This window comes from Flammeovirgaceae bacterium, assembly GCA_015180985.1.
Classification (GTDB): Bacteria; Bacteroidota; Bacteroidia; order Cytophagales; family Cyclobacteriaceae; genus UBA2336.
Genome location: CP054185.1, coordinates 905897 through 920939, shown reverse-complemented (window position 1 = coordinate 920939; position 15043 = coordinate 905897). Strand labels below are relative to the sequence as shown.

Sequence of the window (15043 nt, the reverse complement as noted above, 5' to 3'; positions counted from 1 at the left end):
TTCGCAATATCGCTTAGTTTTCGCGCAATCGCTTAAAATATTCACTAACCTCTTTTCTGTAAAACGGATAAAGTTTAGGCGGCATGGTTTTAAGCAGTTCTACTTCCCTTTCTTTTAATTTCAAATAATCCTCAATGGCTTTCGGAATCTCATTTTGATAGTCTTTGGCCGTTTCACCTTTTCTTTCTTCATCAAAATCCTGTTCACGCATTGATCGCTCGGCTTCTAATAGTCGGGTCAGTATTTCTCGCTGGCGCTGGATCAGTTGATCGGTCAGTTGCTTATTAACCAAATCAAGTTCAGATTCTTCCATTTTATCAGGAATGTCGCTTCCGGGCACGTCTGTTCCCTTTTGTTGCATTTTTTCCTGCATTTCCTGCAGGGCCCTGCGTATCCTTTCTTGCTCGGCAGCCATTTGTGCTAATTCTTCGGAGAGTTGGCGCCCCTGCTTTCCACTGTTTTTAAGTTGCTCAATGCGGTTATTAAGTTGCTGTTGAAGTTGCGAGAGGTTGGGTTCTTTTCCTTTCTTTTTCGATTTCATTGAAGGCTTTGCGTTGGCCAACATCTGCATCATCATATCAAAATGGCTGTCGAGCATTAATGCCAGATTATTGATGGATGTCATGCTAAACTGCATTTCACTTAAAGCCGGCTGCCTTCTTCGTTCGCGGTTAGCATCAATTGCTTTAGTAAGGTGGTCGTTAAGTTCGTTTATCTCGCGTGTGATGAAAGAGCCCATCATTTCATCTCGTTTTGAAAGCGCTAACAGGCTGTCTTCCAGCACTTTAACATCATCTTTAAGTTTTAATTGCTTTTGGGCCAGGCTGTTGAAACGCGGATCGTTAACCTGCAGTTCGTTAAACTGGTTTAGAAGTGACTCCTGATCAAATGAGAGCTTAACCAGGCCGTGTATTATCTGGCGGAGGGATTCTATGTTTTGCATATCCATTTCCATGGCATTTTGCATCTCCTCCATCTTTTGCTGCATTTCGCTCATTTTCTGGATGGCCTTCTGCTGCTGTTGCCGGGATTTGTCAGGCGCATTTTGTTGCAGGTTTTCTTTACTTTGATGCTGAAGTTCATCAATCTGGTCAACATCAACTTGATCAGGAAGGTCTTGATTATTATCCAATTCTTCGGCAAGCTGATTGAGCTCTTCAATTTTTTCAGCGGTTTTCCTGAATTCTTCGCTTAATGCCTGCTGTTCTTTTGCCAACTCCTGCGCTTTAGCGGTCTTTTCTTCGTTTTTTATATTCCCCTTTTCTTTACCCTCCTCTTCCAGTTGTTTGGTTTTTTCTAACAGCTCTTTTTGCCCATCGGCATCCTTTTGCAAGTCTTTAATCACCTGGTCCATCTTGTATTCGAACTGCAGTTGTTTAAAAAGTTCAAGGGTGCGCTCCAGTTCGTTCTCCAGGTTTTTGGAGTTCCTGTTCAGTTTATCCATTAACTTCTGGATTTCGGACACATTGGCGTTTTCACGAAGAAGTTTTTGAAGTTCTTCAAGCAACTTTTTTGTTTCCTCGTCAAGCAGCTCATCCATCAGTTTTTGTATCTGCTCGGCTTTCTGCCTGATGCGTTCGTCCTGTTCAGTGAATGATTCCTTCTTTTTCTCCAACAGTTTGTTGGCTTCATTTAAATCCCGAATTAGCTGATCCAGGTTTTTACGTTGTTCAATAAGTTCTTCCAGGCGCTTCTTCTCTTGCCAGTCAAGTGTTTGTTTGCCTTTAAGTTTTTGGTTAGCGTCTTCAATATCTTTTCGAAGTTGCTCGGCTTGCTCAGCACTTTCATGAAGGGCCTGTTCCGCTTTGGATTGCGATCGTGATATATCGGCAGTAATCTGATCCCTATCGGGTATAAATAAGGAATAGGAGGCTGAGCGGGTTGATTTTCGACCATTAACCCCATCGTTATCCCAAACCTGTAAGTAATATTCAAGGTGCTCACCAGGCTTTAACTGAAGCGAGTCAAGCCGCCAGTTGAAAAGAAAACTCTGTTGCTGCTGATTTTTATAAATAGGTATGGATAGACTTTTCTTAGCAACCTCTTCGCGCCTTGCATCTTTTACAGAAAAATGTAATCGTAATTCACTTAGCCCGTAGTCGTCTGAAACCATGCCGCCCAGAACAATTTGCCGGTAGAAAACGGAATCGTTGAAATTGTTCACATTGATTTGCGGAAACTGGTCAGTAATGATCCCGATAGAATATGCAATGCGGTCTTTATTCGTACTGAACTTGTTTTCCAGCTTAACTTCATAACCCACCGATTCACGCAGTTGTTTTTTTAACGTAAAGCTTTGATTATCAATCAACTGCATAGGGTCGGGTGCTTGTTCGCCAAATTGAATGGAGGCGCTGTTGGCGTTCGCTGTCTGCACCTGCCAGGTAATCACTGTACCATCAGGCACCTCAAGGTTTCCGGCATTGGCAAACACATCATTTTTGCGATGGAGGTAAGGGGGATATTCCAGCGTTACCGTTAACCGGGTTAATTCAGGCCGTTCAGCTAAAATTATTTCAAACGGAGTTGAATAAAATCCGGCTGCTTCAAACCGGATTGTTTTTGGTTCCTGAATTTTTTCGAACGTATAGACAAAGTGGCTTCCATCCACTGTTTCCATTTTTAAACGGTGTGTGCCGTAGGTCAGATAGACGCTTTCGGGTAAAGCAGTACCTTCCAGTGTTACCGATACGGTAAAATCTTCGTTTCGATAAGCGGTAAACGATTTATTGGTAACAATAAATTGAAAGGGGGCCGTTGGAGTAAAGGCCTGATTATAGTGTAGTATCCGGTGAGCACTTTGTGTAAGCATGTTGCTGTTCAGCACGAGCAGCAGAACAACAACTATTACCGGAATAACCAGATAACGCAGGTACCTGAGATTCTCGCGAAGGTCAATAACGGTGTCAAATCGAATGGGTTCAAACAAACCAGCTTTTTGTGTAACGCTGGCGTAAGCCAGGCTTGAATTGCCCGATACCTTTAAAAGCTGCACCAGGTTAAGGAGTTTATCGCTGATGGTTGGCAGTCGCTCACCGATCAGGCGGGCGCTTTGTTCATTATCGATGCCCTTACCGGAGAACAAAAACAAAACAGCCTGGCTCAGAAACCGCCAAAAACAATACCCGGCCAGCACAAAAAAGGATAGAAGGATAAAAAAACGCAGTGAACCATTTAACCAGAAAGCAAATTCAAATAAGGCCGCCAGAATAAAATAAGCAAGCAACACCGTTAGCGTGAGGATAAGGCCTCTTACCAACAAGTTGATGTAATACTTCTTGCGGAATGTATTTATCTTCTCTTCAATCTGATCAATGCGGCCCATGCGCTTAACAGTATACAGATGGAAACGTTAACAGTAACCCCAAAGTTTTTGGAAGTATCCTAAAGATAAATGCTCTGCCGGCAGGGAGCAAACGGTTTTGTATTTGAGCTACTCGGCTGAACGGGCATCAAACGACCAGTTGTATTCTTCTTCAAAATAGTCGATGATGTGCATTTTCAGCAGCTTTTCTTGCTCAAGCAGATCGAAATTGGGCAGTTTTTTTTCCAGTTTCCAATGTGGCCATCCTTGTTCATCCAGCCCAAGCAAACTGTAGTATCCTGAACTGCTGAGTACCCGGCAAATGGCAATGTGCATCAAATCCTGTTTTTCTTCTTTTGAGAAGGACTTTTGTCCCTGACCCAGTTCCTGTACACCGATGAGGAACAACACGGCATTTAAATCTTTCGGTTTTTTGCCAATAGCATCCGTGAGTTTGTCAAGCAGTTTCTGCCACCTTCGTTCCAGATCGAGATCGCGCTTATACATTAGCTAACTCTTCCCAGTATTCGTATGCCCTGCGCAAATGAGGAATAACAATTGTTCCGCCAATTAAGGTAGCTATACCCATGGCTTCGTTTACCTGTTCGGTGGCAAGGCCAACCTCTTTACACTTGCCAAGATGGTACTTTACACAGTCATCACACCGCAAAACCAGCGAGCAGGTCAGGCCAATAAGTTCTTTGGTCTTCAAATCGAGTACACCCGCAGCGTAAGCGTTTGTGTCCAGGTTGAAGATGCGTTTGATGATCAGATTATCAGAAGCCAGAATCTTTTCATTCATTTTGCTTCGATAATTGTTGAAGTCGGTAACCAGTCCCATTTCTGCTGATTTTAATTTTTAATACCTTAATGGGCGTAAATATACCAAACTGAAATCTGCACTGGCCGATATTGTTTCTGACCTGGTATCACTAGTTTATCCAAATTACTGCGCGGCTTGTAAATCGGGCCTGGCAAAGGGAGAGGAGATATTATGCACCCGCTGCATTCATCATCTGCCGCGCACTGATTATCACCGGGTTAATAATAACCCACTACGCCTGAGGCTTGGCAGCAGGTTGCCGTTACAATTTGCGGGCGCATTCCTTTTATTCCGTAAAGGCAGCCTTGTGCAGGAGTTACTCCACGAATTAAAATACAATAACCGGCCTGAAATAGGCCAGACGCTTGGGCGCGTTTACGGAAATGAATTGGCACAGGCAGGGTATGACCGGCAACTCGATGTAATTATTCCGATTCCCCTTCACGAATGGAAAAGAAAGCGAAGGGGCTACAACCAAAGCGAAGAATTTGCCATTGGCCTGGCGGCTGCTTTAAATGTAGCGGTTGAAACAACGGTTGTAAAACGCGCGGTTAACACGGAAACTCAAACACGAAAAAGCCGGCTTAAGCGCTGGGAAAATGTGAGCGAAGTTTTTGTTGTAGCAAACCCGCGGGCTATTGAAGGCAAGCGCGTGCTTATTGCAGACGATGTTATCACCACCGGGGCAACCATAGAAGCCTGTGGCAGCGTGTTATTACAGGCGGGCTGCGCAACGTTAAGCGCGGTAAGCGTTGCCTATGCGGGCGAATAAAAAAGCCCCCGGTATTTACCGGAGGCTTTTATGGAAGGAGCTAATTAATTGCTAGTAATTTGAGCCGGCCCGAATCATAGCGCAGCGGAAACCAATTGTAGCGGTGGCGCTGTCCTGATCGAGGAACCTGCGCGTACCGGGGGACATCCAGTAGGCAACATCTTTCCAACTTCCGCCTTTGTAAACCCGGGCTCTGTCAGTAATAAGTGAGGTAAAGCTTTCGGGGTTGCGGTCAACGTTGTTATACACGTTGCCCTCCTGTTCGGTACCAGAGGCTTTATCGAGGAAACCATCTCTGCGTATCGGGTTCAGGTCATCAAAATCCTGAAATGATAGCGGACGATAAACATCCTGCACCCATTCGCTAACATTACCGGCCATGTTGTATAAGCCATAATCGTTCGGAGGGAATTCGTATATGTAGGTAGTGATAAGTGCACCATCGTTTAAACGACCGGCAATACCAGCGTAGTCACCACGGCCCCGTTTAAAGTTGGCCAGCATAAAGCCCATTTGCTTACCGTACGGATTTCGTAAAGCGTGGCCATCCCACGGATAGATTCGTTGATGGGTTTGCATTTCTTCAAGCCACTGTGTTCCGATCATGGCTTGGGCGGCATACTCCCACTCGGCTTCAGTAGGTAATCGATACGCGGGCACTACAAACCCTGATTCAAGCGGAATGCGCCCGTCAGTTTCAGCATATTCTTCACCGGCTTTTTTAGCAAGGTCCATATTCACGGCCTTCGTACGCCATACGGCATAAGCGCTGGCCTGGTTCCAGGTTACACCAACAACAGGGAAATAACGAAATCCCGGATAACGCAGGTAGTGCTCAACGTACGGATCATTAAAAGCGAGTTTGCCTACCCACACGGTTGTATCGGGTTTTGCAGCCTGATATACCTCTTGTGAAGAATCGCGGGCCAGGTAGTGCAGGTATTCGAGCCAATGAATGTTGGCAATCTCGGTTTCATCCATATAAAATGAGGCTACCGAAACCGTTCTTTCGATGTTATCGCGATAGGACATCACATCTTCTTCGAACGAACCCATAACTGCCCGCCCTCCTTCAATAAACACCATGTTGGGGGCATCGGGTTGGCCTTCGTAGGGATTTACCATAAATCCGCCTTCGTCTTCATCGTTATAAGCCAGACCTGTTGCCGAACTTACCGATCCGGGGTTTTGGGCTGTGGGTTTGCCGCCTCCCCTACCAAAAAGTGAGCACCCTGATATAACGGCAGAGGCTCCGGCAAGCAGTAAAAGAACCTTAATGTAATTCCTCATTTTACTTTAGTTTTTAAAGCAACTGCTAATATAAAGAGATAAACGCGTGTTTTCCAAGCAGAAGACTTTTTATTGATAAATCTTTAATACAATCCAAACTGATAACGCCCACATGGCAGTAAGTATTGTTTTAAGATGGCCTAATCCCAATAGGAGAAGGCGTTCTCCGGTGGTTTGCCATAAGTGAAGATAAAAGATAAAATGCAGGGGTCCGACAGGTGGGGCATCGTATTGTTTGCGCTTGATTGCCTGCTTGAACCGGCCTTATCCTGAAATCATTTCGCTGGCCGGTTTATGTTCAAGACCTGTCAGTTGAACCATAATGGACATGGCAGACGCTACATCCCCGATGTTTTCAATAGTAACCATGGCTTTGCCCTGGTGGTCGCGTAACCGGCACTGCCGGGGATGATTTTGAATATACCGGAGAATTTTTCCGAATGTTTCAGAATTGAAGTACGCATCATTTGTACTTACGAAGTATCCTTTTAACACGCCTTTCTTTAACGATAGTTTTTCAAAGCCAAGTTGTTCGGCAAGCCAACGCAGCCGCACGGTATTGATAAGCGCCTCCACCGATTGCGGGAGTTCACCAAACCGATCGCGCAATTCGGTAACGAAGCGACTTAACTCGGTTTCATCCCGGATATTATCCAATCGTGCATACAGTTGGAGGCGCTCACTGGTGTTGCTAACGTAATTTTCGGGAATAAGAATTTCGAGATCGGTTTCGATAGTACAATCCTGAACGATAAGCTTGACCTTTTCGGCAAGTTCTGCGGCAAACAGATCTTTGAAATCGGTTTCCTTGAGTTCCTGAACGGCATCGTCAAGAATTTTATGATAGGTTTCAAAGCCAAGATCATTGATAAAACCACTCTGTTCGGCACCGAGCAAATTACCGGCCCCGCGAATGTCCAGATCGCGCAGGGCTACTTTAAACCCATCGCCCAATTCTGAAAATTCTTCCAAGGCGGCTAATCGTTTTCGTGAATCGGACGTGAGCAGAGAGGCAGGCGGGGTAAGCAGGTAACAAAATGCTTTTTTGTTGGAACGACCAACACGGCCGCGCATCTGATGCAGATCGGATAATCCAAAAAGGTGGGCCTGGTTAATGATGATGGTGTTGGCGTTAGGTATATCCAGCCCCGATTCAATAATGTTGGTTGAAACCAACACATCACATTCGCCATTAATAAATTTCAGCATTGTTTTCTCCAGCCGGTCGCCCTCCATCTGGCCATGCGCAACAGCAATGCGCGCATCAGGAACCAGTTTGAAAATAATGTTGGCAACTTCTTCGATATCGTTGATGCGGTTGTGTACGAAGAAAACCTGTCCGCCCCTGCGCAATTCAAAGCTAACAGCATCGCGAATAATCGTTTCGTGAAAGGTGTGCAGTTCGGTGGTTACCGGTTGGCGGTTGGGCGGAGGCGTGGAAATAATACTTAAGTCGCGGGCGCCCATTAAGGAAAAATGCAGGGTGCGTGGTATGGGCGTAGCCGTTAGTGTTAACACATCAACATTCACCTTCAATTCCTTCAAGCGGTCTTTTACCTTAACGCCAAACTTTTGCTCTTCGTCAACAATGAGCAGGCCCAGGTTTTTGAAATGTACATCATTGCTTACAATTCGGTGGGTGCCAATAAGGATATCGGTTTTGCCTTCGCGAACATTATCAAGAATCTTTTTTATTTCCTGATGGGTACGAAAGCGCGAGATGTAATCAACCTTTACCGGAAGACCATTTAATCGTTCGCTGAACGTGCGGAAATGCTGCATGGCCAGGATGGTAGTGGGCACCAGCACAGCCACCTGCCGGCCATCGGTGGCGGCTTTAAAGGCTGCCCGAACGGCCACCTCCGTTTTACCAAAACCCACATCACCACAGATGAGCCGGTCCATCGGGTGAGGGGCCTCCATGTCGCGTTTAACGTCTTCAGTTGCCTTGGCCTGATCGGGTGTGTCTTCATAAATAAAGGATGACTCCAGTTCAGCCTGCAGGTAGCTGTCGGGCGAGAACGAAAACCCCGGGGCCGATTTGCGTTTGGCGTAAAGTTCAATCAGTTCCTTGGCGATGTCTTTTACCTTCTTTTTTACTTTGGCCTTTTTACTCTCCCATTCCTGCGAACCAAGCTTACTGATTACCGGTGGTGAACCTTCTTTGCCGGTATACCGTGAAATTTTATGAAGAGAATGAATGCTTAAGTACAGTACATCGTCATCGCGATACACCAGGCGGATGGCTTCCTGCTCGTGGCCATTCACTTCTTTTTTTTCCAGGCCTGCAAACTTGCCAATGCCGTGGTCGATATGGGTAACAAAATCGCCCGGTTGAAGGGTGTGCAGTTCGCGCAACGTAAGCGCTTTTGATTTGCTGAACTTTTCGCGCGCATGATAACGATGAAAGCGTTCGAAAATCTGGTGGTCGGTATAACAGGCAAGTTTCAGGGTTTGGTCAACAAAACCTTGCCGAAGCGGAAACTCCAGCGGGGTAAAACGAAGTTCCGGGCGGATTTCTTCAAAAATGCCGGTGAGCCGTTCGAGTTGGCGGGGCATTTCGGCCGCTATACAATTGGTGTATCCTTTTTGCTGCAAATCGAGGAGGTTAGTACACAGCAATTCAAAATTTTTGCTAAAGGCCGGCTGCGCACCGGCCGACCACTCGAACGTCTTTGCAGGGGTTAATGAAAACCGGTTGCCAAATTCAATTTTCCGCAAAGCCCCGGTGTGGATAAGAAAATCGTCAGCACATTCAAATAGTTCAACAGGTTTGAGCGCCACGGATGCCCCTCCGGCCGCAGCGAGGATTTTCTGGAAGGAATCTGCTACCTTATTAAAATTTTGCTGAACCGCATCCCGGGTGAGCTGGTAATCTTTAAACCACAATACGGTATCGTTCGGCAGAAATTCAAAAACCGATTGCCGCTGCTCTTTTACCAGCCGGGTTTGTACATCGGGAATCAGGTTAACCTGATTGAGTAGTTCAATGGATAACTGCGTTCCCGGATCGAACGAACGGATACTCTCCACTTCATTGCCAATTAGTTCAATCCGGTAAGGAAGTTCGTGCGCGTAGGAGAATACATCAATAATGCCACCCCGCACGGCAAACTGCCCGGCTTCGTAAACAAAATCGGTTTTCTCAAAATCGTACGTGTGAAGAAACTCCTCAAGAAAACCGATATCCAGATTGGAACCGGTGATTACCTGAAACGTGTTTGAGGTGAGCGAGCGCTTGCTGATAACCTTTTCTGAGAGTGCTTCAGGGTACGATACGATGATTTGAGGTTGATTCTTTGTTGCGATAAGGTTTAGTACTTCGGTGCGCATAAGCACATTGGCATTTTCTGTTTCTTCATACTCATACGGCCGTTTGTACGACATCGGAAACAGATAAATTTCACGTTCTAATAGCTGCTGAAGGTCATTCTGGAAATAGGCTGCTTCTTCCCGGTCGTGCAGTACAATAAAGTAATCGCAGGGATGTAAGCGGAAACACGCAGCGACAAGCACCGCATCCAGACTTCCGGCAAGATTTTTTATGAGGATATTCTGAGTATCGGGCGCAGTAATTCCTGCGGCTACGGTCTGTACAAGACTATCCGCGCAATACTGGTTTAAAAACTCACTCGCCCTCAATCGATCCGCTTATTGCGGGCTGCAAAGATAAATGATGTTTGTAAAATTGAATGTTAAGATTCTTCAATAGTTCCCATATTCGTAGTGGATAATTATCAATGATAAGAGGTCCTTCGCTGGCTCAGGACAACAAGGAGGCAATGTTATGCTGAAGGCGCTCTGTTCCGGGCTATCTTTTTTCGGATTTCAGATAAGCCTGTTATAAATCCGCATGCTTAATACTTAAGGTAGTTGTACATTGAGGCGATGGAACAAGTTCGCTTTTTCTTCTTACTGCTTACGATGGCCTGTTTGCTTTTCCTGACCATCGGTCTTTTTAAACCCTGGCTCATGCTTTGGTGGGAGGATGTGCAGAACCGCAGAAAGATTATTAAGGTGTATGGTTTGGCGGCCCTTATTTGCTATGCACTTTACTGGATTATGGCGTGGATACCCTAATCACTTTATCCTGCCGGCTGCGACTAAGTATTTTTTCTTTAGACCGGCAACCGCAATAAGGTAATCAGATCCGCCATCACGAAGATGGAGTTTCTTTTTCAGTTGTTCGGCTGTTAGCGGATAATTACGGCTGATGATGTTAGCCTGTTTTGTCGCAAATACTGTTTTAATCTCCGAAGGCGTAACCAGCGATTTTATTTTGAAAATCCGTCCTGGAAATTCATAACTTAATTTGTCAGAAGTATAGATATGAGTATTCTTATGAAGTTTGAACAACCCGTAACGCTCAGCCGTAACTTTAAATGCTCCTGCCTTCATCAGTGAAGAATTTGGCTCGAACAAATAGGCGAGGGGATATGAAAATTCTACTGCTGCTTTTTTCTCTTCGCTTATACAGAAGGTAAATTCATCATCGGGCGACTGCAGGTTTACAGCATGGATGACCGGCTCCCCCGAAAAACCTGATTGACACAAGTATAAAACCTCCTTGCAATCGTTGGCTACGGAAACAACAAATACATTGCGTACGGATCTCAAACCGTTCAATCCGCGTTGAATATCCAGCAGGGGCGAGGTTTTTATCAAAACCAGCGATGACCTTTCAAGCAGTGCGGGCAATAATGCAGGTACATCGGGCAGGCAATCACTAAGCTGTACTACTTTTTTGCTGCCGGTTGTTCTGCGCGAGGGATCGAGGTAAATAAAATCAATTGTACCCGGAAAGGCCTGCAAGAATTCTTCAGCAGCAGTACAGTGATGAGTAATGTTTGTACTTCCAAGCTGCCGGTGGTTGTGCCGGGCAATTTCAACCAGTTCGGCATTTGATTCCACATAGTGGAATTGTCCGAATGACTGACTAATAAAAAAAGAATCAACCCCAAAGCCTCCGGTTAAGTCAACTCCGACACCCCCCTTAATCCGGGGGAACGGAGGGTTTATTCTGTTGGTCAGCACCTCATATTTGAACTGAGCCGTTATTTCTGATGAGGCCTGCTCAAGATTTACCATGGGGGGGTAAATAATTCCGGCTGTATTGTACCATAACGGTAGTTTCTCTTTTGCTTTTCTGCGGCAGGCAATCTGGTTGGCAATTACGGATGAAGGTGTTCCTTCAATAAAAGCTTTTTTTAGAACCAACTCCCGCACATCATCATTTTCATGGTCGCGGATAAATTGCTGAATATTCGACTGGGCTAAATCATGTATCATGACTGCCGGAAGTTGCAAAACTTTTTCGTTTGTATGAAAAGCAAAAAGCCGGTTGGCTCCGGCTTTATATTGTAAGATTGAGATGGAAATTAATACACTAAACTCTTTTCCAACATAAACTCGGCTATCTGCACCGCATTGGTTGCTGCGCCTTTGCGCAGGTTATCGGCAACAATCCAGAGGTTAACAGTATTAGGCTGTGATTCATCCCTGCGGATGCGCCCTACAAACACTTCATCGCGGCCCTTGGCGTTGATGGGCATCGGGTAGATGTTATTTTTCGGATCGTCCTGCACGATAACGCCCGGGGTGTTGGCCAAAATGGACCGGATTTCGCTGCAGGCAAAGTCGTGATAGAATTCGGCATTTACGGCTTCGGCATGCCCACCAATGGTAGGAACGCGCACGGTGGTTGACGTAACGCCAATGGTCTGATCGCCCAGAATCTTGCGGGTTTCGTTAACCATTTTCATTTCTTCCTTGGTGTACCCGTTGTCGAGAAACACATCGATATGCGGCAGCGCATTCATATCAATGTTGTGCGGATAAACTTTGGCTCCTTTTATTTGTGCACGTTCGTCCATCAGTTGCTGTACAGCATCTTTGCCTGTGCCGGTAACGGATTGATACGTTGAAACCACCACGCGCTTCAACTTATATTTTACGTGCAGTGGGGCCAGCACCATTACCATTTGAATGGTGGAGCAGTTCGGGTTGGCAATGATGCGGTCATCAATGGTTAATTCATGGCCGTTGATTTCGGGCACGATTAATTTCTTGGTCGGATCCATCCGCCAGGCCGAGGAGTTATCAATAACAATGGTGCCCATCTCGGCATAACGGGGCGCCCATTCCAGCGAGGTACTTCCGCCTGCCGAAAAAATGGCGATGTCGGGTGCGAGTTTGCAAACCTCATCAATGCTTTTGATTTCGTACGGTTTTCCTTTGAAGGTAACGGATTGGCCTACCGATTTATCGGAGGCTACCAGGTACAACTCGTCAAAAGGAAAGTTTCGTTCTTCAAGTACTTTCAGGATTTCCTGGCCAACCAAACCGGTGGCCCCCACAACGGCTAATTTCATTTCTCTTGGCATTCTGATTAAAGCCCTGACGGGCAACTCAACTGCAGAGCCGGCCGGTTTCCCGAACGGCCGCGCAAAAATAGTATTTTTGGTAATAGTGGTGATATCCATTGTTCATGATAATAATCAACACCCCCCGTTGTCCCCTCTGAGGGGTATGGTAATAGGTGTATTGATTTTTAGTTTGTGCTCTCCATCCTGTATTGCCCAGTTTACCGACAATTTTTCGGATGGGGATTTTACAGCCAATCCAGTTTGGGCAGGCACTGACTCAAAATTTATTGTAGATGCCGGGCGGCTTCGGCTCCAGGCCCCGGCCGTGGCCGACATGGCGTATCTGTCAACTGCCAGCACGGCAATTAATAATGCAGTGTGGGAGTTTTCCGTACAGCTCAATTTTAATCCGTCTTCCAGCAACTTTGCACGGGTATATCTTTCGTCCAGTCAAAGCGATCTTTCTGCAGCATTTAACGGGTATTTTGTTCTTATAGGCGATACACCCGATGAGGTGAGCCTGTACCGGCAAACCGGAACCACGCGCACAAAAATTATTGACGGCCTTGATGGAAGGGTAAATGCCGATCCGGTGATAATTCGGATAAAAGTAATACGGGATGACAACGGCAACTGGGAACTGTTTTCGGATGCCGGAATAACGGGCACCTTTATTTCGGAAGGCACCGTGAATGATGTGGTGCATCCGACCTCCGCTTACTTCGGTGTCTATTGCAGCTACACCTCAACCCGCTCTTCGCACTTTTATTTCGATGACTTCATTGTTACAGGCGATCCGTACGCCCCTCCTCCGCCATCAAATTTCAAAGACGTTATTATTACAGAACTTTTTCCTGATCCCAACCCGGTAATCGGTTTGCCCGAAGCCGAGTTTGTAGAGTTGTTCAACCGCAGCAGCAGCCCGGTTAACCTGGCAGGTTGGAAGCTTGCCGATCTGTCATCAACGGCTACACTGCCAAACTATGTTCTTGCTCCTGGCGCTTACGTAGTTATAACGACCACTACATCAGCAGCAGCTTACGCTGCTTTTGGAGCTACATTGGGCGTTTCTAATTTTCCAACACTCAACAACAGTGGCGATAACATTAAACTCCAGGATGCCGGTTTGCAACTTATTGATGAGGTTAATTACACCGATGCCTGGTATAAAAATGATGATAAGAAACAGGGAGGCTGGACACTAGAACTTATTGATCCTGAAAATATTTGTGCTGAAGAAGATAACTGGGTGGCTTCGGAACATCCTTCCGGGGGAACGCCCGGGCAACAAAATTCCGTTCAAGCAAACAAACCCGATCTGACCGGCCCGAAATTGCTATCCGCTATTCCGGTAACGGCAACACAGTTGAAACTTCGCTTTGATGAGCGATTGGAAAATACACTGCCCGCAGCTGGAAGCTTCTTGATCACACCACCCAACACAGTTACGGCTGTTTCGTTTGCATCATCATCGCTTCGGGAAGTATGGTTGGATGTGACAACCGCCTTTCAGCCGCAGCAATCCTATTCGATTACAGTAAATAACATTTATGACTGCGCAGGCAACCAGATTCAGCCAGACTTTACCACCGTAAATTTTGGCTTACCTGAGCAAGCAAACCCTTTTGATATAGTTATCAATGAAATACTGTTTAATCCAAAGCCATTCGGAGTTGATTTTTTGGAGGTGTTAAACCGCTCACAGAAGTACATTAATCTTAAAAATTTTTCTGTCGGCAATTTTGATAATGGAGTGCCGGCTAACCCCAAAGTTCTTACCACTGATGATTTACTTTTAGCGCCTGGTGAGATAATGGCGTTTACTACCGATCCGTTTACCATTCTTTCACATTACCCGAAGGCACAATCAGGGATGATTATAAAAGTAAGTTCACTTCCATCATTTCCTGATAATGAAGGTACATCATGTATCGTTAATGAAGGTGGCATTGTGCTTGATAATTTCAGGTACTCACGCGATTACCATTCAGTGTTTCTTCGCGATAAGGAGGGTGTTTCGCTCGAACGTATACACATGAACAGTCCTACCAACGATGCGAACAACTGGAAATCGGCTGCATCGGTAGCAGGCTTTGCCACACCCGGTTTGCCAAACTCAAATTCAGTAACTACACCGGTTATTTCAGGTGAGGTTAAAATAGAACCCGAGTTGTTTATTCCGCTTTACGGCCAACCCGATTTTACCGAGATCCGGTATCGGTTTGATCAGGGAGGCAAAGTGGCCAACATCAAAATTCTTGATCAGCAGGGAAGAGAAATCAAACAAATTGCCAACAACGAAACCCTGGCAACCGAAGGTTTTTACCGGTGGGATGGCGACCGCAATGACGGCATCAAAGCACGCCCCGGATATTACGTGGTGTGGTTTGAGGTTTTTGATTCGTCTGGCGCAGTAGAGACTTTCAGAAAACGGGTTGTGGTTGCCGCACGTTATTAGAAGCCATCTCAAAAATAAACTTAACCACAAA

10 protein-coding genes are annotated in these 15043 nt (G+C 45.9%); 3 read left to right on the top strand and 7 right to left on the bottom strand.

What is annotated here, in order from left to right; translation table 11 throughout:
• Nucleotides 1–13: 13 nt before the first annotated feature.
• The 3 genes from HRU69_04385 to HRU69_04375 form a co-directional block, all read right to left on the bottom strand.
• Entirely contained in the window at nt 14–3325 is a 3312-nt protein-coding gene (locus HRU69_04385; protein QOI96775.1) for a hypothetical protein, read from the bottom strand.
• A gap of 108 nt (nt 3326–3433) precedes the next feature.
• On the bottom strand, nt 3434–3811 hold the full coding sequence (locus HRU69_04380; protein ID QOI96774.1) for a hypothetical protein: 378 nt from the start codon (nt 3809–3811) through the stop codon (nt 3434–3436).
• Complete coding sequence (locus HRU69_04375) at nt 3804–4145, bottom strand: carboxymuconolactone decarboxylase family protein (protein QOI96773.1); 342 nt, start codon at nt 4143–4145, stop codon at nt 3804–3806. The genes HRU69_04380 and HRU69_04375 overlap by 8 nt, the downstream gene beginning before the upstream one ends.
• Nucleotides 4146–4434: 289 nt before the next feature.
• On the opposite strand from HRU69_04375, the gene HRU69_04370 reads away from it, so the two are divergent.
• Nucleotides 4435–4899 carry a ComF family protein gene (locus HRU69_04370; GenBank protein ID QOI96772.1) on the top strand — a complete coding sequence of 155 codons (465 nt, stop codon included), beginning with the start codon at nt 4435–4437 and terminating at the stop codon, nt 4897–4899.
• Between the two features lie 51 nt (nt 4900–4950).
• On the opposite strand, the gene gldJ is transcribed toward HRU69_04370, so the two are convergent.
• Nucleotides 4951–6189 carry a gliding motility lipoprotein GldJ gene (gene gldJ, locus HRU69_04365; GenBank protein QOI96771.1) on the bottom strand — a complete coding sequence of 413 codons (1239 nt, stop codon included), beginning with the start codon at nt 6187–6189 and terminating at the stop codon, nt 4951–4953.
• Between the two features lie 264 nt (nt 6190–6453).
• Nucleotides 6454–9831 (bottom strand): transcription-repair coupling factor, encoded by a 3378-nt coding sequence (gene mfd, locus HRU69_04360; GenBank protein ID QOI96770.1) that lies wholly within the window; start codon nt 9829–9831, stop codon nt 6454–6456.
• Between the two features lie 246 nt (nt 9832–10077).
• On the opposite strand from mfd, the gene HRU69_04355 reads away from it, so the two are divergent.
• Nucleotides 10078–10269 (top strand): hypothetical protein, encoded by a 192-nt coding sequence (locus HRU69_04355; GenBank protein QOI96769.1) that lies wholly within the window; start codon nt 10078–10080, stop codon nt 10267–10269.
• Here HRU69_04355 and HRU69_04350 read toward each other — a convergent pair whose 3' ends face one another.
• Both HRU69_04350 and HRU69_04345 read right to left on the bottom strand, forming a co-directional pair.
• Nucleotides 10270–11478 (bottom strand): class I SAM-dependent methyltransferase, encoded by a 1209-nt coding sequence (locus HRU69_04350; GenBank protein ID QOI96768.1) that lies wholly within the window; start codon nt 11476–11478, stop codon nt 10270–10272. It lies immediately after the preceding gene.
• An 89-nt stretch (nt 11479–11567) separates the two neighbouring features.
• Entirely contained in the window at nt 11568–12560 is a 993-nt protein-coding gene (locus tag HRU69_04345) for an aspartate-semialdehyde dehydrogenase (protein ID QOI96767.1), read from the bottom strand.
• On the opposite strand from HRU69_04345, the gene HRU69_04340 reads away from it, so the two are divergent.
• The gene (locus HRU69_04340) at nt 12535–15012 is read left to right on the top strand and encodes a lamin tail domain-containing protein (protein ID QOI96766.1); all 2478 of its coding nucleotides are present in this window, start codon (nt 12535–12537) and stop codon (nt 15010–15012) included. The genes HRU69_04345 and HRU69_04340 overlap by 26 nt on opposite strands.
• The last annotated feature ends 31 nt before the right edge of the window (nt 15013–15043 follow it).